The sequence below is a fragment of the Roseobacter cerffii genome (assembly GCF_054226325.1).
In genome coordinates this window covers 2,385,838-2,405,391 of the sequence record NZ_CM135757.1, presented here as the reverse complement: position 1 = coordinate 2,405,391, position 19,554 = coordinate 2,385,838, and the positions used below count along the sequence as shown (strand labels likewise).

The following is a 19,554-nucleotide window of genomic DNA, read 5'->3' as shown; positions in this document are numbered from 1 at the left end:
GGGAGGAGAAACCATGACACTGAAAGCACGTATTCTTGCGAGCGTGGCCGCATTGGCGATGCCGTTTGCCGCCATTGCGGCTGATCTGACACTCCGGTTCGGTCACGTGGGCAACCCGGGGTCGCTGTTCGAGGCATCGGCAGATGCTTTCGCCGAGTGCGCAAACGGCAAACTGGGAGACAAGGCTGAAGTCCAGACCTTCGGCGCCAGCCAGTTGGGCAAGGACCGCGAGCTTCTGCAAAAGCTGAAACTTGGACAGGTGGACTTCTCATTGCCATCGTCTGTGATGTCGTCGGTCGCGCCCGAGTTTGGTGTGTTCGAGATGCCCTACATTGTGCAGGACCGCGACCACATGCGCCGCATTCAGGCCGAATTGGGTGATGTCTTCCAGGAGGCCGCACTGCGCGAGGGCTACCGGATCATCGGCTACTTCGAGAACGGCTTCCGCCACATCACCAACAACACGCGTCCGATCACCACGCCCGAAGACTTGCAGGGCATCAAGCTGCGTACGCCGAACGGCGAGTGGCGCGTGAAGATGTTCCAGCAATATGGTGCAAATCCGACGCCCATGGCGTTCTCGGAAGTCTTCACCGCCTTGCAGACCAAGGTGATCGACGGGCAGGAAAACCCCTATGCTCAGATTGCCTCGGCCAAGTTCCAGGAGGTCCAGAAGTACCTGTCGATCACCGGGCATGTCTATACGCCAGGGTATGTTCTGGTGGCTGAAAACCAGTGGCAACGGCTGCCGGAAGATGTGCGCGCAGAGTTGGAAGCCTGCGGTGCGGAGACACAGGATTTTGTCTATGAGCATGCAGCCAAGCTGGAAACGGATCTTCTGACCGTCATCAAGGACGCTGGGGTCGAGGTGAACGAGGCTGACAATCAGGCCTTCATCGATGCCTCTGCGGCGATTTATGACGAGTTCGCGAGCACCGTCGAGGGCGGGGCGGAGTTGATCGAGCGGATCCAAAACCTCGCGTCCGGGTCCTGATCTGGCGAGGGCAGTGGGCAAGAGTGTGCCCTCTGCCTGACCAGAGGTTTCGGCCACGCCTTTTCTGTTTGCTTAGCACCGGGCGCATGGCCCGGCGGGGAGAGTCATGTTCAAGTCACTGCAGAGGTTCTTTGAGATTGTCCTCGAGTACTTCGTTATCTTCCTGATGGTTGTGCTGACGGTCGTCGTGGTCGTTGCGGTCATCTACCGGCTCGTGGGCTCCAGCCTCGCCTGGTACGATGAGGTGGCTGCGATCCTGCTGGCGTGGATCACCTACTACGGCTCCGCACTGGCCGCGCTCCGCCGGCGCCACATCGGGTTTGACAGCGTGCTCTTGTCGATCCCGATGCCGACACGGATGTGGGCAGTTGCTCTGGCCGAGGCGATCACGGCGGGGTTCTTCATCTTGTTGGCCTGGGCCGGGTACGTTGTGCTGACCATCCTCGGCGGCATGTCACTGGTATCCCTGACATGGGTGCCCGTGAGTTTCACCCAATCGGTCATCCCGATTGGCGCGGTGCTCTTTCTAATCTGCCAAGCGCTCAGCCTGCCCGACTACTGGCGCAATACCGCGCGCGGTGTCTCGCTGGAACATGCGGAGATCGAGGAAGAGGTCGAATCCGAAATGAAGAAAGCGGGGAACGCCTGATGCTGATGCTCGGTATCTTCATCGCGATGGTCGGAATGATCTGCCTGAACGTGCCCATTGGCGTCGCGCTTGCGGTCTCCGCCATTGGCGGTTTGCTGGTACTTGAGGGGACCGGGTCGCTGGTGAACGTGGCGCTGGACATGTATGGCGGTGCCACGAAGTTCTCACTGATCGCGATCCCCATGTTCGTGCTGGCCGGTGCGATCATGAATGCCGGCGGCATCACCGACCGGCTGATCAACTTCGTCGCAGCCCTCATCGGGTTTATTCGCGGCGGGCTTGCGCATGTGAACATAGGTGTTTCGCTCTTTTTCGCTGAGATCTCCGGCTCAGCGGTGGCCGATGTCGCGGCAATGGGCTCGGTCATGATCCCGCAGATGAAAAAGCGTGGCTATTCCGGCGCCTTGTCGGCGGCTGTGACATCATCATCGGCTTCCCTGGCGATCATCATCCCGCCATCGATCCCTATGATCCTTTATGCGACGTCGGCCAACGTCTCGGTGGAACAGCTGTTCGTTGCCGGCGTGGTCCCGGGGTTGATGGGCGCGGCAGGCCTGATGGGCGTCGCCTACTACTTCGCGCGCCGCTACGATCTGCCGCGCGAAGAGGCCTTCTCCGGGCGCCGGCTCTGGGTCGCCTTTGTCGACGCGCTGCCCACCTTCGCCTTACCGGTGATCATCTTGGGCGGCATCTTCGGTGGCTACGTCACTGCAACGGAAGCGGCCGGTCTCGCCGTGCTGGCTGCCATCGTGATCAGCCTTTGGTACCGTCAGGTCGATCTGCGGCACTTGCAGAGGTCCATGCTCGACGGCGGGATGCAGACAGCAGTTGTCATGCTGCTGGTGGCTGCCTCCGTCGTGATGGGTGGTTTCCTGACCCGCGCGCAATACCCGCAGGAGTTGGCCGCAGGCATTCTCAGCCTGACTGAGAACAAATGGCTGATCCTGCTGATCCTGAACTTCTTCTTCCTGATCATCGGCTTCTTCCTGCACTCCGCAGCAGCCATCATCCTCGTGGTGCCCATCGTCATCCCGCTGATCGATGCGGTGGGGATCAACCCGATCCACTTCGGATTGGTCGTCACGCTCAATCTCGCCATTGGCCAGCAGACGCCGCCTGTCGCCAGCGTTCTGATCACGGCCTGTGCGGTGGCGCGCGCCAATATCTGGGATGTGACCAAGGTGAACATCTACTTCATCGCGGTTCTGCTGACCGTGCTGTTGATGTGCACCTATATCCCGTCGATCCCGCTGTTCCTCGTGGATTACTTCTACAACTGACCGGACGGGCGAGGGTCACTGCATATCGGGGAACAGCCGCCCGTAGACCGACTTCAGATGCGCCTGCATGGCGGTTCTGGCCCCTTCCGCATCGCCGCTTTCGATAGCTGCGACGATGCGCTCGTGCTGCGCGAAGCTGCAGTAATCCTTCGCCGGGCCGCGGGTGGTTCTGGTCTGCTTCCAGACCATGCCACGCCGCACGACGTTCAACGTCTCGAAGAAATAGAGATACAGCTTGTTGTGCGCCGCCCGAGCAATGGCGTGATGCAGGTCGGTGTCACCCGCTTCATAGCCGCGCCAATCATCGGCCTGCGTACACCGCAGGGCGCATTCCCGGATCTGCTCCAGATCCGACTTCTTTGCGTTCTCTGCCGCGAGGCGCGCCAGTTCGGGTTCAATCGAATTGCGCACGGCCACCATCTGCCTCGGTGAGACCAGTTCGCTCAAATAGGCGACCTCTTTGAGGTTGAAAACCGGGCGTGGGCCCACAAACGTCCCGCGCCCAACATGTCGCCAGATTAGCCCGCGTTCCTCCAGAGAAATCAGGGCCGTGCGCAACTGGTGACGGGTCACATCAAAGTCTCGACAGAGCGCGCGTTCCGGCGGCAGCCGATCACTGAACGCATACTTCTCGGTGATGATCATCTCACGGAGCCGTTCCGCCAGATCAGCTGTCTGTTCCATCTCGTCCCGCCCAATTGGTCAATTGGTTGATTGAAATATCATCAAACCACGTTTTACTTTAGGTCAACAGCAAACTGCCTTGAAACGTTACCCTGGGACGCGTTTGGTCCGTCGGAGCGACTGCTCTGATCAACCGATCCGTTCTCCGATTACGCATGGCCGTTGGCAGTGGGGGGGATTTGGATGAGACTTGCAACTGTTTCGACAGCTGAGGGGCCGGTGGCCGTCGCGCTCTTGGGCGATGGAAAAAGGTTGGACATTGCCAAGGCCGCACGTGAGCTGCCGGGCACCGCCGGAGAGGTTCTGCGCACAGGCAGCCTGCAGGCGATTGTCGACGCGAACTCGGGCGTCTTGCCAGCCTTGCAGCAACTTGTCGATGAGGCGGTCGGCGGAGACCACGTGGCGGCCATCTCCAATTCGGTGGCGTCCTTTCTGGCCCCCATTCCGCAACCTCGGAAGAACGTCTTTTGCGTCGGGCGCAACTATGCGGAGCATATCGCGGAAGGGGAACGCGCCCAGAAGACCAAGATCGGTGTGACCGACCATCCGGTGTATTTCACCAAACCGGCGACAGCGGTGGTTGGGCACGAGGGAGATGTCTTGCTCTTTCCCGACTTGTCCGAAGCGATCGACTATGAAGTCGAACTCGCGGTCGTGATCGGGAAAGCCGGGCGCAACATTGCCAAGGCCGACGCCTATGATCACATCTTTGGCTACACGATCCTCAATGACATCACAGCGCGGGATGTCCAGCGGCGGCACGGCGGGCAGTACTTCAAGGGCAAGGGGCTTGATGGCTCGTGCCCGATTGGCCCCTGGATCGTCACGGCGGATGAGATCGACGATCCGCAGGATCTGACGATCCGCCTGACAGTCAATGACGAGGTCCGACAGGACGGACAGACGCGGGACATGATTTTCGACATCCCGACGCTGATCGCCTCGCTGTCCGAAGGCCTGACGCTGGAGCCGGGGGACATCCTTGCCACAGGCACGCCCTCGGGCGTCGGCTATGCGATGGACCCACCGCAGTTTCTGAAAGCAGGCGACACCGTTGTCTGCGACATCCCCAAAATCGGGCAGCTCAGAAATACCGTCCGCCTCGCGTAGCGGGGTGAAACACACCCGGCAGAGGTGTGGCGCATAACATACGTCTTAATCGGAGGAGAAACACCATGATTACCAGAAGATTAGTCACTGCTGGCCTGGTCGCGGCCTTGCCTTTCGTTGGCAGCGTCGCCACCCAGGCCATTGCACAAGACCTGCGCGACATCACGTTTGTGCAGCCAAGCCCTTCGGCCATCAACTCCTTCCCGGTGTTCGTGGCCATAGGCGAAGGCTACTTCGAGGAGGAAGGTCTCAACGTCACGGTCGAGGCGATCAATGGCTCGGGCGCGGTTCTGCAGGCCCTATCGGCGGGGCAGGCGCACTTTGGCCGTCCGGGCCCGGGGCCAGTGATCGCGGCGCGGTCACGCGGTGTAGACGCAGTCTTCATCTACAACGTGGCGGCGCGCAGCAACTTCGGGATCGTGGTGCGTGAAGACTCTGAAATCCAGAGCCCGGAGGAGCTCAAGGGCAAAGTGATCGGCACCGGAACCGCGGACGGTGCCGAGGTTGGCTTCGCCCGAAACGTGATGTCTGGCGAGGGCTTGACCGCTGGCAAGGACTTCGAATTCCTCACGGTCGGGGATGGTGGCCCCGCCACGGTCGCCTTCAACAGCGGTGAGATGGACGCCTATTCTTCATCCACGGCCGATGCGGCGATCCTGAACCAGCGTGGCATGGCGGTGCGTGACATCACGCCGCCCGAGTTTGCCCGGTTCTTCGGCAACGGCCTCGCAACCATGGGCGACACGATCCGCAATGAGCCGGAACTGGTGGAGAAATTCATTCGCGCCTTCGCCAAGGGCCATGCCTTTGCCCTGGATGACGCCAACCGCGAGGCTGTCCTTGCGCATCTGAAAGCGGGCAATCCGCAGGAAGGCGAAGACGCCGAATTCCAGTCAGCCCTCTTCGATGCGGTGCGGTCCAAGACCATCCCGGTCGATATGTCCAAGGGCCTTGGATATCTGCCCGCCGAGGTTTGGGAAGAGTGGCAGGCGAGCCTCGTTGCGGGTGGTGAGATTGCCGAACCGCTTGATGATCTCTCCGCGGCCTTCACCAACGACTTCAGCGCCAAGGCGAATGAGGCACTGCAATAATGAACGCATCCGCAGCCAGCATCGACGCCGTGCCCGTCTCGGGTGAGGTCGTCTACGAGCTGACCAATGTGTGCAAGACCTATGCGCGCAACATGGTCGTCGCCCTCGAGGATGTGAGCATCACCCTGCACAAGGGCAGCTTTTCCTCGGTGATCGGCTCCAGTGGCTGCGGAAAATCCACCCTTCTGAAGATCATGGCGGGGCTGATCCCGCCGACGAGCGGGCGTGTGGTCTTGCAGGACCGGCCCGTCACCGGCACACGCCGCGACATCGGCATGATGTTCCAGCAGGCCACGCTCTTTCCCTGGCGTACGACGATCGAAAACATCGTCTTGCCCATCGAAATCCGGGACGGTCGTGCCGCTGCCGAAAGGGCGAAAGAGCAAGCACGTGAGCTGTTGGATATCGTCGGGCTCAAAGGCTTTGAGGACGTGTTCCCCAACGAGCTTTCCGGTGGGATGGCGCAGCGCGCCTCGATCTGCCGGATGCTCATCACCGAGCCTGCTGTCCTGCTGCTCGATGAACCCTTCAGCGCGCTGGACGAGTTGTCACGCGACACGATGAACATGGAGCTGCAGCGCATCTGCAATGAGCAGCACGCGACCGCGTTTCTCGTGACGCACTCGATCCAGGAGGCGGTGATCCTGTCGGATCAGGTCTTTGTCATGAAACCGCGCCCCGGGCGCTTGGCCGAGATCGTGGAGATTGACCTGCCGCGACCCAGAACGCTCGACATGATGACAACGCCGAGATTTGGCGAGCTGGTGGACTACATCCGCAGTCTTTTGGACAAGGGAGCAGACCTATGACCGATGTCAGCGCACGTGATATGGGGCAGGGGGCGGAGGACACCGTCTGGGTCGAGGAGGTGCCGCTGCTCGACCGCATTCCCCGCAGTATTCTGATGGCCTTTGTGTTCATCGTCTTTGTGCTGTTGTGGCAGCTGGCGACCAGCCTTGACCTTGTCTCCAGCATTGTGCTGCCGACGCCGCTGGAGACTTTCAACGACATGGTCTTCGTCGGCAAGAACCTCTTGACCGGTGACTACATGTTGCCCGCGCTGTGGATCACCACGAAGGAGGTGATCTACGGGTTTGCCCTGGCGATGTTTCTGGGATTTTCACTTGGCATCCTGGTGGGGGAAACCGCTTTTGGCGAGCGGGCGATCATGCCCTATCTCGTCGCACTCGACACGATGCCGAAAGTGGCCTTTGCGCCACTCTTTGTGGCCTGGCTGGGGTTCGGTATTGAATCGAAGGTCGCACTGGCCGCGTTTATCGCCACATTCCCGATTGTTGTCGGCACGGCGGCGGGCTTGCATGCCGCAGATGAAAACGCGCGCATGTTGTTCAAAACCATGGGCGCGGGCCGGACACAGACGTTGATCAAGATGAAACTGCCCTTGGCCTTGCCGCAGGTTTTCACTGGGCTCAAGATTGGGGCGGTGGGTGTGATGGCTGGCGCCATCACGGCCGAGTTCCTCGGTGGCGGCAAGGGGTTCGGCGAGCTGATCCGGGTCGCGGCCTCGCAATTGAACACGCCGCGCGTCTTCTCCCTGATCTTGTATCTCAGCCTCTTGGGGCTCGGGCTCTATGCTCTGGTGACCTTCGCACAGCGCAAGATCGTCTTCTGGCAACGCGACAGTGTCGGTGCGCGCTTCGATGGCTAACCTGGAGCTGCGAAAACTTCAGGTGTCGAATCTTACGGATTTCGTCGCCAGCGCCCTCGCGACACAAGGTGTCCCCGCTGAAGACGCCCGGAAAGTCGCGTCTCTTATGGTCGAGGCGGATGTCTACGGCTATGGCACCCACGGTGTCTTTCGCCTTCGCCAGTATCTCGCGCGGCTCCGTGATGGCGGTTGTAACCCCACGGCGCGGATCGAGGTCATCACGGAGACCGCCGCAACAGCGCTGATTGATGGTGACAACGGGCTTGGACATCTCGCGATGTCCGCCGCGCGCGATCTGGCGATGGAAAAGGCGAGGGGGGCCGGAATTGGCTGGATCGGTGTGCGTCGAGGCAACCATGCAGGCCCACTGGCACTCTATGTCCGTCCGCAGGCCGAAGCTGGTCTGATCGGGATAGCATCTGCTGTGGGCAGCGCCAATCACGTGCCGCCCTATGGCGGATCCGACCTGTTGCTCGGCACGAACCCGTTCGCCATTTCTGCGCCCAGTGCCGATGCCGACCCGTTCGTCCTAGATATGGCGACAACCGTGGCGGCGATGGGCAAGATCAAAACTCTTGCTCAACGAGGTGAATTGATGCCCGAAGGCTGGATGGTGGGCCGCGATGGCGCGCCTCTGACTGATCCCACCAAACGGTCCGATGGCTTCCTGCTTCCGATCGGCGGCCCGAAGGGGTTCGGCCTGTCGGTGGCCATCGGCCTCCTGGCTGGTGTTCTGAACGGTGCAGCGTTCGGATCGGATGTCGTGGAATTCACATCCGACACAACGAGCGAAACCAATACCGGCCAGTTCGTCATGGCTCTCGATATCGGAGCGTTCGGGTTGACCCCCGACGCCTTTGCGACGGCCGCGGCCCGGGTGTTCGGCGAAATGCGCGCATCCGAGCCACTTCCAGGTCACGATCCGGTGCGCTTGCCGGGGGATGGCAAAACAGCCGCCGCCGCCAAGCGCCGCGCGGAAGGGCTGCATCTGAATCCGGCGCTGCAACGTGATCTGCAACAGCTTGCGGCGGACGTCGGGCTCCCAGATCCTTTTGCCACATGAACGGCTACCAACGTCTTGCCGTGCCGCGGGCGGATCCTTATCCCAACAGACGACGTGAAGAAGGAATGTCAAACCAATGAACTCGATCTCTCAAGCCATTGCCTATGCTTTTACGCCGCCCGAGCAGGCGACGCTGTCGATCAGCGGCACATCGGATCGTTTCCCGGTCCACCGCGTCTATTGTGTGGGCCGCAACTATGCTGCGCACGCGGTCGAGATGGGGCATGACCCAGACAAGGAACCGCCGTTTTTCTTCCAGAAGAACCCTGACAATCTGGTGCCCGACGCGACGACGTTCCCATATCCAAAGGCCAGCGACGATGTGCATCATGAGATCGAGCTTCTGGTTGCTCTGAAGTCCGGTGGTGAAGACATCCCGGTCGAGGACGCTCTGGATTGCGTCTTTGGCTACGGCGTATCGCTTGATATGACGCGCCGTGATCTGCAGGGGGAGATGAAGAAACTGGGGCGGCCCTGGGAGATTGGTAAGGCCTTTGAGATGTCGGCACCCGCTGGGCCGATCATGCCAGTCTGGGAAGTTGGCCATCCTGATGCGGGCGACATCTGGCTGAAGATCAATGGCGACTTGCGTCAGTCCGGTGATCTCAACCAGATGATCTGGAAGACGCCCGAGATGATCTCGATCTTGTCTACACTGTTTACGCTCCAGCCGGGCGATGTGATCCTGACCGGCACGCCCGCGGGCGTCGGTCCGGTGCAAAGGGGCGATGCGCTGCATGGGCACGTGGCGGGCGTGGGCGATCTCAAGGTGACGGTGACGTAACGAGAGGCGCCAAGTCTTTGAATTAGTTCGCTACGTGGGGCAGCGGGCGTGTCTCAGAAACCGCCCGGCTGTAGCGTAAATAATATTTATAATCAGTATTATGTGACTATATTGGCGGTGCTGGGTGCAAACTAGCGTCTTCCATCTGACCCAGCTGATCCCTTACTATGAAGCAGTGACGCGACACTTTGGGTGGATGAGGCCTCCAATGACAAATCGACACGAGACAGGCATGAAGATGCGCCGCAAAGTGCTGGGCGATGTGCATGTTGATCGCGCCGAGGCCGCCAAGACCGATCTCGATACGCAGTTTCAAGCCCTGATCACTGAGAGCGCCTGGGGCACGGTCTGGGCGTCTGAAGCGATCAGCTTGCGTGAGCGCTCCATGCTGACGCTGGCGCTTCTCGCGGCGACTGGTAATTTCGATGAAATCCCGATACACATTCGTGCCACGGCCAATACCGGTGCGAGCCAACAGGATATTGTCGAGACATTTCAGCACGTTGCGATCTATGCCGGTGTTCCGAGAGCCAATCATGCGCTGAAGCTCGCGAAGCAAACCTTTGCGGACATGGCGGTCGAGCCGTGAGCGAACCGATGGGAGGTTTCCTGCCACGGGACTGGAGCCGTCAGCCATCAGCTCGGACGCCGGACTACAAATCCAGCCGAACGCGCGCGCCGAGCCAACCGAAACTCTCCATGCCGAGCACGGTCAGCGAAGAGACCGGCCCGGTGTTTCACAGGGATATCCTCGGCCCTTTGGACGATGATCTGATCGTCAACTTCGCGGCGCCGAGCGAAATGGCGATTGGTCCGCGCATCATCGTGCATGGCCGGGTTCAGGATGAAACGGGTCGCGGCGTTGCGGGTGCGTTGCTCGAGGTATGGCAGGCCAATGCGGGCGGACGCTATCGACACAAGAAAGAAGGCTACCTCGCGCCGCTCGATCCAAACTTCGGAGGCTGCGGGCGCGTGATCACGAACGCGGACGGCTCGTACCGTTTCCGAACGGTTCTGCCAGGCCCCTACCCCTGGCCCAATGGCGCGAATGACTGGCGCCCGGCGCACATCCATTTTTCTGTTTTTGGTCAAAGCTTTGCGCAACGTCTTGTAACCCAGATGTACTTCGAGGGCGACCCGCTGATCTGGCGCTGCCCGATCGTGGCCGCAGTTCCGGATCGTGGCGCGATCGAGCGGTTGATTGCTCCGCTGGATATGGACGCGACGGTGCCGATGGATGCGCGGGCGTACCGCTTTGACATTGTCCTGCGCGGTCGGCACGCGAGCTACTTTGAGAACCGACCGGAGGGCATGTGATGGCTGAGCTGCATGAGACCGCGTCTCAGACCGTCGGGCCCTATGTGCATATCGGCTGCATGCCAAACGCCTGTGGGCTGGCGGGCGTTTACCCCGAAGACCTGGGCGCCCGGATGCTGCATGACGATACGGAAAGCACGCGGATCACGATCTCAGGCAGGGTCTATGATGGCGCCGGTGCGCCGCTCACTGATGCGCTGATCGAGGTTTGGCAAGCCGACGCGCGTGGCCGATACGGAGCGGACCCATCCGGGTTCACGGGCTGGGGTCGGACTGCGACGGATCCCGAGACAGGCCAGTGGCAGGTCGAGACGATCAAGCCCGGCTCCGTTTCCGCTGCGATGGCGCCGCATATCACGCTCTGGATCGCAGCGCGTGGCCTCAATATCGCGCTGCATACCCGCATCTATTTCCCTGAAGATGATGCGGCGCAGGCTGCCGATGAGGTTCTGGCGCGTGTCGTGCCCGTGTCGCGGCGCACCACACTCATGGCCGAGCGGGAAACAGAGCAGAGGTATCGCTTTAATATCTATCTCCAAGGCCCTCAAGAAACGGTATTTTTCGATGTCTGATCCCTGTATCCTATGTGTTGCCATCACTGGGAGCGTGCCCACGAAGGCCGCCAACCCTGCGGTGCCGATTTCCGTCGCCGAGCAGATTGAAAGCACCCACGCGGCGTTTGAGGCGGGTGCAGCGATTTGTCATGCGCATGTGCGAAACTCCGATGAAACGCCCTCCTCCGATCCGGAGAAGTTTGCGCGCTTGAAGGAAGGTGTCGAAAAACACTGCCCCGGCATGATTATTCAGTTTTCGACCGGTGGTCGGTCGGGGGCTGGCGAGGAGCGGGGCGGGATGTTGCCGCTGCGCCCGGATATGGCCTCGCTGTCGGTGGGATCGAACAACTTTCCCACCCGGGTCTACGAGAACCCGCCTGATCTCGTCGCGTGGCTCTCTGCCGAGATGCGGACTTACGAGGTGACGCCCGAGATTGAAGCCTTTGATTTGTCACATATTCTACATGCCATCCGGATGCATGACGCAGGTGTGCTCTACGGTCAGCTCTACGTGCAATTCGTGATGGGTGTGAAGAACGCGATGCCTGCGGACAAGCAGGTGTTCGACTTCTATGTCGAGACAATGAAGACCCGCGCACCGGACGCGCTCTGGTGTGCTGCGGGGATCGGTCCGGCGCAGATCGAGGTCAATGAGTGGGCCATCGCGGCGGGCGGGCACACGCGTGCTGGCCTCGAAGACAACGTGCGACTGGACCGTGAGACGCTCGCGCCATCGAACGCCGCACTGATCGCGCGTGCGGCCGAGATCTGTGAGAAATACGAGCGGCCGGTGGCCACATGGCAGCAGGCGCGCGACATGCTCGGGCTGCGGTCTGTGGCCGCCTGAGGCCCCTACCCCAGCGCGTAGCCTGCGCCGCGCACAGTGCGCAGCGGATCGGACCCACCGTGTTGCGTGAGCGCCTTACGCAACCGGCCAATATGAACGTCCACCGTGCGCGTATCGACGTAGATATCGCGCCCCCAGACCCGGTCGAGCAGCTGTTCGCGCGAAAAGACACGCCCGGGCTTCTCCATAAAGGTCGAAAGCAGGCGGAACTCGGTTGGCCCAAGCTTCAACTCGCTGGATCCACGGTTCACGCGGTGGCTGACGGAGTCGAGCACGATATCCTCATACTCCAACCGTTCCCCCGCCGCCGCCGGGCGCACGCGGCGCAGCTGGCTGCGGACCCGCGCCATCAACTCGATCACTGAGTAAGGCTTGATGACATAGTCGTCGGCGCCCGTCTCTAATCCGCGCACGCGGTCGACCTCTTCGGAGCGCGCGGAGAGCATGATGATCGGGATGGCCCGTGTTTCTGATTTGATCTTCAGCCTGCGGCAGACCTCGATGCCTGAGAGGTTCGGCATCATCCAGTCGAGCACAATGACATCTGGCGCGGTCTCATCCACCAGCATCAGCGCCTCTTCACCGTTTTCGGCGCGGCTGACAGCAAAGCCCTCGGCCTCGAGATTGTAGGCCAGAACCTCGCGCTGTGCGGGCTCATCCTCGACCACCAGAACCCGGGGTTGATCGGCGGACATGGTTACGATCCTTCTGCTACCAACGATGTTTTATCGGCCTTCGGTCGCGCATCTTCCGGGTGCTCGCCGGTGACCAGATAGACCACCTGTTCGGCAATCGACGTCACGTGGTCGCCCATGCGCTCGATGTTTTTCGCGATGAAATGCAAATGCATGCAGGCGGTGATGTTGCGCGGGTCTTCCATCATAAAGGTCAGGAATTCGCGGAAGAGCGCGTTGTACATCTGGTCCACCTCATGATCGCGGTGGATCACTTCGAGCGCCCATTCTGCGTCCCGCTGGATATAGGCATCGAGTGCGTCTTTCAGCATCCGCTCGACCTCGCGCGACATGCGCCGCAGCGCGGCACTGCTGTCATCGACCGGCGCCATCTGCGAGAGAACACCGGTGCGCTTGGCCATGTTCTTGGCATAGTCGCCGATCCGTTCAAGATTGGCGCTGATCTTGATGACGCTCAGGATCAGACGCAGATCCCGCGCGGTGGGCGCGCGCAAAGCAATGACGCGTGCGGCTTCTTCGTTGATCATCTCTTCGAGATCATCGATGGCCTTGTCGCCCCTGCGAACTTTCTCCGCCAGGTCCTCATCGCGCGTGTCGAGCGATTGCGCGCCGTCGCGGATCGCGGCTTCGACGAGGCCGCCCATTTTCATGATCTGAGCCTGAATGGCCTCCAGATCGCGGTCGAAGGCAGAAGCAATGTGTTGATCTTGCATGTTTTTATCCAATCCGACCGGTGATGTAACTCTCGGTGCGCGGGTCTTCGGGGTTGGTGAAGATCGTGCCCGTCTCACCATACTCCACGAGGTTGCCAAGGTGGAAGAACGCCGTTTTCTGGCTCACGCGCGCGGCTTGCTGCATGGAGTGGGTGACGATCACAACCGAATAGTTCTGGCGCAGCTCATCGATCAACTCTTCGACCTGAGCGGTGGCAATCGGGTCGAGCGCCGAGCAGGGCTCGTCCATAAGCAGCACTTCGGGCTCGGTCGCCACCGCGCGGGCGATGCACAGCCGCTGTTGCTGGCCGCCGGAGAGGCCGGTGCCAGGTGCCTGCAGGCGGTCTTTCACCTCGTCCCAGATCGCACCCCGGCGCAGGGCCCGTTCGACGATATCGTCAAGCTCCGCCTTGTTCTTGGCCAGACCATGGATCTTGGGCCCGTAGGCGACGTTGTCGTAGATCGACTTGGGGAAAGGGTTGGGCTTCTGGAACACCATGCCCACCTTGGCGCGCAGCTGGACCGGGTCGACGCGCTTGTCATAAATGTCCTCGCCGTCGATGTGGATATCGCCTTCGACGCGGCAGACGTCGATGGTGTCGTTCATCCGGTTGAGACAGCGCAGGAAGGTCGACTTGCCACAACCCGATGGCCCGATGAACGCGGTCACGGTCTTGTCCTGAATGTCCACATCCACATCTTTGATCGCGTGGGTGTCGCCATAGTAGACCTGAACCGCGCGGGCGGCGATTTTGATGGCGTTGGCGTCCACGTCTCTCTCCAGTATTCTCATGTCATTCATTGGGCTGTCTCCCTTTACCAGCGCCGCTCAAAGCAACCTCTTACCAGCGCCGCTCAAAGCGGCGACGCAGGATCACGGCGATGGTGTTCATGGTGATCAGGAACAAGAGCAGGATGATGATACCACCCCAGGCTCGTTCGTAATAGGCGGGGTCGGCCCGCTTGGCCCACTCGTAGATCTGCGCGGGCATGGCTGAATTCGGGTCGAGCAGACCGCTGGCAATGCTGTCTGGCGCGTTCGAAGCGATGAAGCCGACCATGCCGATCAGGAGCAGCGGCGCGGTTTCCCCCAGCGCTTGGGCGAGGCCGATGATGGTGCCGGTCAGGATACCGGGTGCGGCCAGCGGCAGCACGTGGTGAAAGACCGACTGCATCTTGGAGGCACCAACACCCAGCGCCGCATCGCGGATCGAGGGCGGCACCGCCTTCAGCGAAGCGCGGGTCGAGATGATAATCGTCGGCAGCGTCATCAGGGTCAGCACCATGCCGCCCACCAGCGGAGCAGATTGCGGCAGGTGCATGAACTGAATGAAGACCGCGAGGCCCAAGATTCCGAAGACAATCGAGGGCACCGCTGCAAGGTTCGCGATATTCACCTCGATCAGATCGGTCAGCCGGTTCTTAGGCGCGAATTCCTCCAGATAGATCGAGGCAGCCACACCGATGGGCAAGGCCAAAACTAGCACGACAAGCATCATGAAGAACGACCCGATCATCGACACACCGATGCCCGCGGCCTCCGCCCGGCTCTCGGAGGCATCGGCCCCGGTGATGAAGTCCATGTTGAAGGTCTTCTGCACGATGCCCAGCGGAACAAGCGCATCCACAAGGTCGAGGTGTTCGGCATCGATGTTCTTGTCGCGGGCCACATCCTCGCGCTTTACACGGTCCTTGAGATAGCCGTCCACGCGGCTGGAGGCGAGGATGCGGAACTCCACCGTTTCGCCAATCATGTCCGGGCTATGCAGAACCACATCCCGCACCTGGGCGGCTGCCGAGGCGGAGATCATAGCCTTCATGTCCCCGCGGTCTTCCAGTGGCGTCTCAATGCCGTTGTCCTGAACCTGCTTCAGTAGCGCTTCCTGGATCAGCGGCGTGTAGCCAAAGGTCGAAACCTTCGCGATATCAGCGGGGTTGCGATTGCCGTTCTTGTCCAGCTTTTCCGGGTCCAGATAGACCGAGACATTGATGAAGGTCTGCTGGAAGGCGCCCGTCCCGCTCGCCACGATGGAGACAAGCAGAACGATCAGGAAGAAGATGCCCGTCGCGATGCCCGCGATGCCGTACATGCGGAACCGGGTCTCGGCGGCCTTGCGCTTCTTTGTGCGCGCATCTTCTGTCGTCAGAGAGCTGCGCGGGGCTGCATCAGGGGTGGTCGGCATGCTGGCTTCGGTCATTCGTACTGCTCCCTGTACTTGCGCACGATGTAAAGCGCGAAGACGTTCAACCCGAGGGTCAGGACAAAGAGGGTGATCCCCAGTGCAAAGGCCACGAGCGCCTCGGGGGAGGCAAAGTCACTGTCGCCGGTCAGCTGCGACACGATCTTGGCGGTCACCGTGGTCATCGCCTCGAAGGGGTTGAGCGAGAGCCGGGCTGCCGCCCCTGCCCCCAGCACCACGATCATCGTCTCGCCGATGGCGCGGCTGGCGGCCAGCAGGATCGCACCGACGATCCCCGGCAACGCCGCAGGCAGCACCACCTGCTTGATGGTCTCGGACCGCGTCGCGCCCAGCCCGTAGGAGCCATCGCGCAGCGATTGCGGCACCGCGTTGATGATGTCATCGGACAGCGAGCTCACGAAGGGGATCAGCATGATGCCCATGGCGATGCCCGCGGTCATCACCGATCGCCCGCCACCCATCCAGCCCAGGCCGTCGCGGCCGAACACGCTGACCAGCATGGGCCCGATCGTTAGCAGAGCGAAGAGGCCGTAGACGATGGTCGGGATGCCCGCGAGGATTTCAAGCATGGGCTTGGCAATCCCCCGGACCCGTGGGGTCGCGTATTCCGAGAGATAGATCGCCGAGAAGAGCCCGATGGGCACCGCGACGATCAGGGCGACGATAGAAATGTAGATTGTGCCCCAGAGCAGCGGCAGGATCCCAAGGCTGGAGGCACCGCCACGACCCGAGAAGCTAGGCGCCCACTCTAGAAGAGTGAAGAATTCAGCTGCCGGATAAAGCCGGAAGAACTCTACTGTATTGAAGATGAGCGACAGGATGATGCCGATGGTCGTCAGAATCGCCACCGAAGCCGCCGCCATCAGGATGACCAGAATGCCCTGCTCGACCACGTTGCGCGCGCGGAAATCCCGCCCGCTCTGCATCACACCCCAGGCCGCACCCAGCAGCGCGACGATCAGGACAACGACGGTCATGACGGTGTTCGAGCTTGCGCTCATCTGGCGGTATTCCTGCGCCGCGCGCAGCACCGGTTGGGTAATCTGGTTGGTGACAACCTGGCCTGCATCCTTGAGGCGGGTTGTCATATCGGTGAAGTCAGCCCGCGCATTGCTCGCTGTGTCTTCGTCGATGAAGCCACTGGCAACCGCATTGTCCAGACCTTCGGCGGTGCGCCGGACCTCGGCCATCACCAGGCCCAGGTTTGCGTCATTGGCGGTTTCCGACGGAGGGATCATGTCCGCGATCCGATTTTCGATCACCAGTGGCTGTGCCAGCAGCCACAGCACCATCAGTCCCAGCGCCGGGACAACCGCCTTCATAAAGGCGTTCATGCCATAGTAGATTGGAAGCGAGTGCAGGTCGCGATTATCGCCTTCGGCGCTCGCAAGCGCACGTTGGCGGCCGAGGACATAGCCCGCGGCCGACAGCACAATCACGATGACGGTAAGCCAAAGTAACGGCATATGTCCCCCAAAAGCCCTGGTGTGACGGTTCTTGTGTCACGCTGTGGGGTGAGCGGCGATTGTCGCCGCTCACCGGTTTTCAGATATCCCGTTGGGATTGGATCAGCTGCCGCCGCCCATGACCTTCTCGCCGGACACTGCGTCTTGCGTGCCGGTCAGCTCCGGGTCGGAGACGAGGCCATAGGCCGCAAGCGGGCCGTCGGGTCCTGCGATCTCGTCAGAGACGAAGAACTCGGCAAACTCCTTAAGGCCCGGGATCACACCGATATGCGCCTTCTTGATGTAGAAGAAGAGCGGGCGCGACACGGGGTATTCCCCCGCAGCAATCGTCGCTGTGGTCGGCTCAATGCCAGCCATTGTCGCCACTTTCAGCTTGTCGGTGTTGTTCTCATAGAAAGCCAGACCGAACACGCCGATCGCGTTGGAGTTCGCGTCGATGGAGGCCAGTGTCTCGGTGTAGTCACCATCGATGTCCACGGATTTGCCGTCTGTGCGTACTTCGAGGCATGCGTCTTCCGCATCGTCCTCAGACATGCCGCCTGCGATCATCGCTTCCATGGCGCCTGTCGCTTCACAGCCCGCTGCGATCACCTTCTCCTCGAAGACTTCGCGGGTGCCGTGCTTGGTGCCGGGGATGAAGGCGAGGATTTCCGAGTCGGGCAGATCCGCGTTGAAGTCGGACCACTTGTTGTAGGGATTGTCGACCAGCTCGCCGTCAACCATCACTTTCGGTGCCAGGGCGTTGAAGATGTCGGACTGTGTGAACGCCGTGTACTCCGGGCCGTCCAGCTGGCTTGCGAAGACGATCCCGTCATAGCCGATGCGGACCTCGATGATATCGGTCACGCCGTTCTCGGCGCAGGCGGCGATTTCTTTTTCACGAATTGCGCGCGACGCGTTCGCAATGTCAGTATGCTCGGTGCCAACGCCTTGGCAGAAGCGTTTCAGGCCAGCGGAGGAGCCACCGGACTCGATGACCGGCGTCGGAAATTCAAAATTTTCGCCAAACGCTTCGGCTACGATGGAAGCGTAGGGCAGCACCGTGGAAGACCCGGCGACTTGCACCTGATCACGCGCAACGGCTGTTGTGGCAGACATGGCTGCAAGCGCCAGCGCGGACGTGGTGAGTTTTGCAAACGACATGATATCTCCTGTCATTGTTCGTTTTTCGAATCTGATCGCCCCCCTGGCGACCTTGAGGCCGTGAGATACGGGTCTCAGACAATGCTTTTGTGACAGTTACGTAACAGTTTTATGACGGTCTGCACGGCGGATCCGGGGGGTGTGTAACTGGCGGGAAAATATAGATGAATCAGTCATTCGCGCTCTGATTGAATCGCGCAATTTCAGAGAGCTGACCGCCGATTATGACCGCGAGTCGCTTCCCGCTGCGGTGATCTGTAGTGGCAGGACGACGGTGAACTGCGCGCCCTGTCCCAGCGCGCTCTCTATTTTCAGGCGACCGCGATGGCGATTGATGATGTGCTTGACGATGGCAAGCCCGAGGCCCGTGCCACCCAGGGCACGGCTGCGATGGCTGTCCGCGCGGTAGAACCGTTCGGTGAGCCGCGGCAGGTGGATCGTATCGATGCCTGGGCCATAGTCGATCACATGCACGCGAACGCCGGGCGCGCGCAGAGCGGGGTCGCGATCCGACCGCGCGATCCGTACCGTCACGCGACCGCCCGCGGCGCCGTACTTGATCGCGTTTTCAACAAGGTTCGTGAAGACCTGCATGAGCTGGTCGGGGTCGCCGGTGAGCTCCACAGGCGTGTCGCCGAAGTCCTCTTCAAAGGTGACGCCAGCATCTGACGCCAGTTGCTTCAGGGTGCGCAGCACCGACGAGAGAAGGTCGATCAGGTTGACCTGATCGCGCGGTCTGACGCGCTCGTCGCCCTCCACGCGGCTGAGCGACAGGAGGTCACCCACCAGCCGGTTCATGCGCCCCGCCTCGCCTTCCATGATATCGAGAAACCGGTCGCGCGCACCCGCGTCATCGCGCGCAGGGCCGCGCAGCGTTTCGATGAACCCCATCAGCGCCGTGAGCGGTGTGCGCAGCTCGTGGCTCACATTGGCGACAAAATCGCGGCGCATCTGCCCGGCCTGCTCCACGTGGGTGACATCGAGAAAGCACAGCAGGATCACGCGCTGGTCAGCGACGACACGCGCCGTCACCTGAAAGGTCGTGTCCTGCACACCGTCGTTCGCCAGATATTGTGCGACCCGCGGGCGGCTGTCGCGCAGCACGGCCTCGACGGCGTCAATGAGCGCGGGCTGCCGCAGCATAGTGACGAAGTTGCGCCCTTCGATCCCCTGCCCGACCAGCGCGCGCGCTTCCTCATTGGCTCCGACGATGCGCTCGCTCCCGTCGATCAGCAGCGCAGGCAGCGGCACCGCATCCAGAATGTCGGACAGGGCCTGGCTCATCCGCGCAGAC

The 19,554-nt window shown here is 61.2% G+C and carries 21 protein-coding genes; 13 read left to right on the top strand and 8 right to left on the bottom strand.

Translation table 11 applies throughout. The annotated features are described in order from the left end of the window. The first annotated feature begins 13 nt into the window (after nucleotides 1-13). The 3 genes from ACVC7O_RS11645 to ACVC7O_RS11635 all read left to right on the top strand — a co-directional run bounded on the left by ACVC7O_RS11645 (nucleotide 14) and on the right by ACVC7O_RS11635 (nucleotide 2,923). Nucleotides 14-994: a TRAP transporter substrate-binding protein gene (locus tag ACVC7O_RS11645; RefSeq protein WP_458322300.1), complete on the top strand. Its 981-nt coding sequence runs from the start codon at nucleotides 14-16 to the stop codon at nucleotides 992-994. Nucleotides 995-1,100: 106 nt separating this feature from the next. Beyond that, nucleotides 1,101-1,643 carry a TRAP transporter small permease gene (locus ACVC7O_RS11640; RefSeq protein ID WP_458322299.1) on the top strand — a complete coding sequence of 181 codons (543 nt, stop codon included), beginning with the start codon at nucleotides 1,101-1,103 and terminating at the stop codon, nucleotides 1,641-1,643. Then, nucleotides 1,643-2,923, top strand: a complete 1,281-nt coding sequence (locus tag ACVC7O_RS11635) for a TRAP transporter large permease (protein WP_458322298.1) — start codon at nucleotides 1,643-1,645, stop codon at nucleotides 2,921-2,923. Before ACVC7O_RS11640 ends, ACVC7O_RS11635 begins: the two co-directional genes overlap by 1 nt. Nucleotides 2,924-2,938: 15 nt before the next feature. Here ACVC7O_RS11635 and ACVC7O_RS11630 read toward each other — a convergent pair whose 3' ends face one another. Next, nucleotides 2,939-3,607, bottom strand: coding sequence for a FadR/GntR family transcriptional regulator (locus ACVC7O_RS11630; RefSeq protein ID WP_458322297.1), 669 nt, complete (start codon nucleotides 3,605-3,607; stop codon nucleotides 2,939-2,941). A gap of 183 nt (nucleotides 3,608-3,790) precedes the next feature. Here ACVC7O_RS11630 and ACVC7O_RS11625 point away from each other — a divergent pair, with 183 nt between their 5' ends. The 10 genes from ACVC7O_RS11625 to ACVC7O_RS11580 all read left to right on the top strand — a co-directional run bounded on the left by ACVC7O_RS11625 (nucleotide 3,791) and on the right by ACVC7O_RS11580 (nucleotide 12,042). Next, nucleotides 3,791-4,717 (top strand): fumarylacetoacetate hydrolase family protein, encoded by a 927-nt coding sequence (locus tag ACVC7O_RS11625; protein WP_458322296.1) that lies wholly within the window; start codon nucleotides 3,791-3,793, stop codon nucleotides 4,715-4,717. A 65-nt stretch (nucleotides 4,718-4,782) separates the two neighbouring features. Then, entirely contained in the window at nucleotides 4,783-5,808 is a 1,026-nt protein-coding gene (locus ACVC7O_RS11620) for an ABC transporter substrate-binding protein (RefSeq protein WP_458322295.1), read from the top strand. Then, entirely contained in the window at nucleotides 5,808-6,617 is an 810-nt protein-coding gene (locus tag ACVC7O_RS11615; protein WP_458322294.1) for an ABC transporter ATP-binding protein, read from the top strand. Before ACVC7O_RS11620 ends, ACVC7O_RS11615 begins: the two co-directional genes overlap by 1 nt. Further along, nucleotides 6,614-7,477 carry an ABC transporter permease gene (locus ACVC7O_RS11610; protein WP_458322293.1) on the top strand — a complete coding sequence of 288 codons (864 nt, stop codon included), beginning with the start codon at nucleotides 6,614-6,616 and terminating at the stop codon, nucleotides 7,475-7,477. The genes ACVC7O_RS11615 and ACVC7O_RS11610 overlap by 4 nt, the downstream gene beginning before the upstream one ends. 22 nt (nucleotides 7,478-7,499) lie before the next feature. Next, entirely contained in the window at nucleotides 7,500-8,540 is a 1,041-nt protein-coding gene (locus ACVC7O_RS11605) for an Ldh family oxidoreductase (protein WP_458322292.1), read from the top strand. A 76-nt stretch (nucleotides 8,541-8,616) separates the two neighbouring features. Then, complete coding sequence (locus ACVC7O_RS11600; RefSeq protein ID WP_458322291.1) at nucleotides 8,617-9,324, top strand: fumarylacetoacetate hydrolase family protein; 708 nt, start codon at nucleotides 8,617-8,619, stop codon at nucleotides 9,322-9,324. A gap of 208 nt (nucleotides 9,325-9,532) precedes the next feature. After that, a complete protein-coding gene (gene pcaC / locus ACVC7O_RS11595) occupies nucleotides 9,533-9,913 on the top strand; it encodes a 4-carboxymuconolactone decarboxylase (protein ID WP_458322290.1) in 381 nt (126 codons plus the stop codon). 8 nt (nucleotides 9,914-9,921) lie between these two features. Next, the gene (gene pcaH, locus ACVC7O_RS11590) at nucleotides 9,922-10,641 is read left to right on the top strand and encodes a protocatechuate 3,4-dioxygenase subunit beta (RefSeq protein WP_458326083.1); all 720 of its coding nucleotides are present in this window, start codon (nucleotides 9,922-9,924) and stop codon (nucleotides 10,639-10,641) included. Continuing rightward, on the top strand, nucleotides 10,641-11,213 hold the full coding sequence (pcaG, locus tag ACVC7O_RS11585) for a protocatechuate 3,4-dioxygenase subunit alpha (RefSeq protein WP_458322289.1): 573 nt from the start codon (nucleotides 10,641-10,643) through the stop codon (nucleotides 11,211-11,213). Before pcaH ends, pcaG begins: the two co-directional genes overlap by 1 nt. Further along, on the top strand, nucleotides 11,206-12,042 hold the full coding sequence (locus tag ACVC7O_RS11580; protein WP_458322288.1) for a 3-keto-5-aminohexanoate cleavage protein: 837 nt from the start codon (nucleotides 11,206-11,208) through the stop codon (nucleotides 12,040-12,042). The genes pcaG and ACVC7O_RS11580 overlap by 8 nt, the downstream gene beginning before the upstream one ends. A 5-nt stretch (nucleotides 12,043-12,047) precedes the next feature. On the opposite strand, the gene phoB is transcribed toward ACVC7O_RS11580, so the two are convergent. From phoB to ACVC7O_RS11545, 7 genes are all read right to left on the bottom strand, one after another. Continuing rightward, nucleotides 12,048-12,737, bottom strand: coding sequence for a phosphate regulon transcriptional regulator PhoB (gene phoB, locus ACVC7O_RS11575; protein ID WP_458322287.1), 690 nt, complete (start codon nucleotides 12,735-12,737; stop codon nucleotides 12,048-12,050). 2 nt (nucleotides 12,738-12,739) lie between these two features. Continuing rightward, on the bottom strand, nucleotides 12,740-13,450 hold the full coding sequence (gene phoU, locus ACVC7O_RS11570) for a phosphate signaling complex protein PhoU (protein ID WP_458322286.1): 711 nt from the start codon (nucleotides 13,448-13,450) through the stop codon (nucleotides 12,740-12,742). Nucleotides 13,451-13,454: 4 nt separating this feature from the next. Beyond that, nucleotides 13,455-14,252: a phosphate ABC transporter ATP-binding protein PstB gene (gene pstB, locus ACVC7O_RS11565; RefSeq protein WP_458322285.1), complete on the bottom strand. Its 798-nt coding sequence runs from the start codon at nucleotides 14,250-14,252 to the stop codon at nucleotides 13,455-13,457. Nucleotides 14,253-14,292: 40 nt separating this feature from the next. Continuing rightward, on the bottom strand, nucleotides 14,293-15,648 hold the full coding sequence (pstA, locus tag ACVC7O_RS11560; RefSeq protein WP_458322284.1) for a phosphate ABC transporter permease PstA: 1,356 nt from the start codon (nucleotides 15,646-15,648) through the stop codon (nucleotides 14,293-14,295). Beyond that, the gene (pstC, locus tag ACVC7O_RS11555) at nucleotides 15,645-17,117 is read right to left on the bottom strand and encodes a phosphate ABC transporter permease subunit PstC (RefSeq protein WP_458322283.1); all 1,473 of its coding nucleotides are present in this window, start codon (nucleotides 17,115-17,117) and stop codon (nucleotides 15,645-15,647) included. The genes pstA and pstC overlap by 4 nt, the downstream gene beginning before the upstream one ends. A 102-nt stretch (nucleotides 17,118-17,219) precedes the next feature. Further along, nucleotides 17,220-18,260, bottom strand: coding sequence for a substrate-binding domain-containing protein (locus ACVC7O_RS11550; RefSeq protein ID WP_458322282.1), 1,041 nt, complete (start codon nucleotides 18,258-18,260; stop codon nucleotides 17,220-17,222). A 222-nt stretch (nucleotides 18,261-18,482) separates the two neighbouring features. Continuing rightward, nucleotides 18,483-19,544, bottom strand: a complete 1,062-nt coding sequence (locus tag ACVC7O_RS11545; RefSeq protein WP_458322281.1) for a sensor histidine kinase — start codon at nucleotides 19,542-19,544, stop codon at nucleotides 18,483-18,485. Nucleotides 19,545-19,554: the final 10 nt, after the last annotated feature.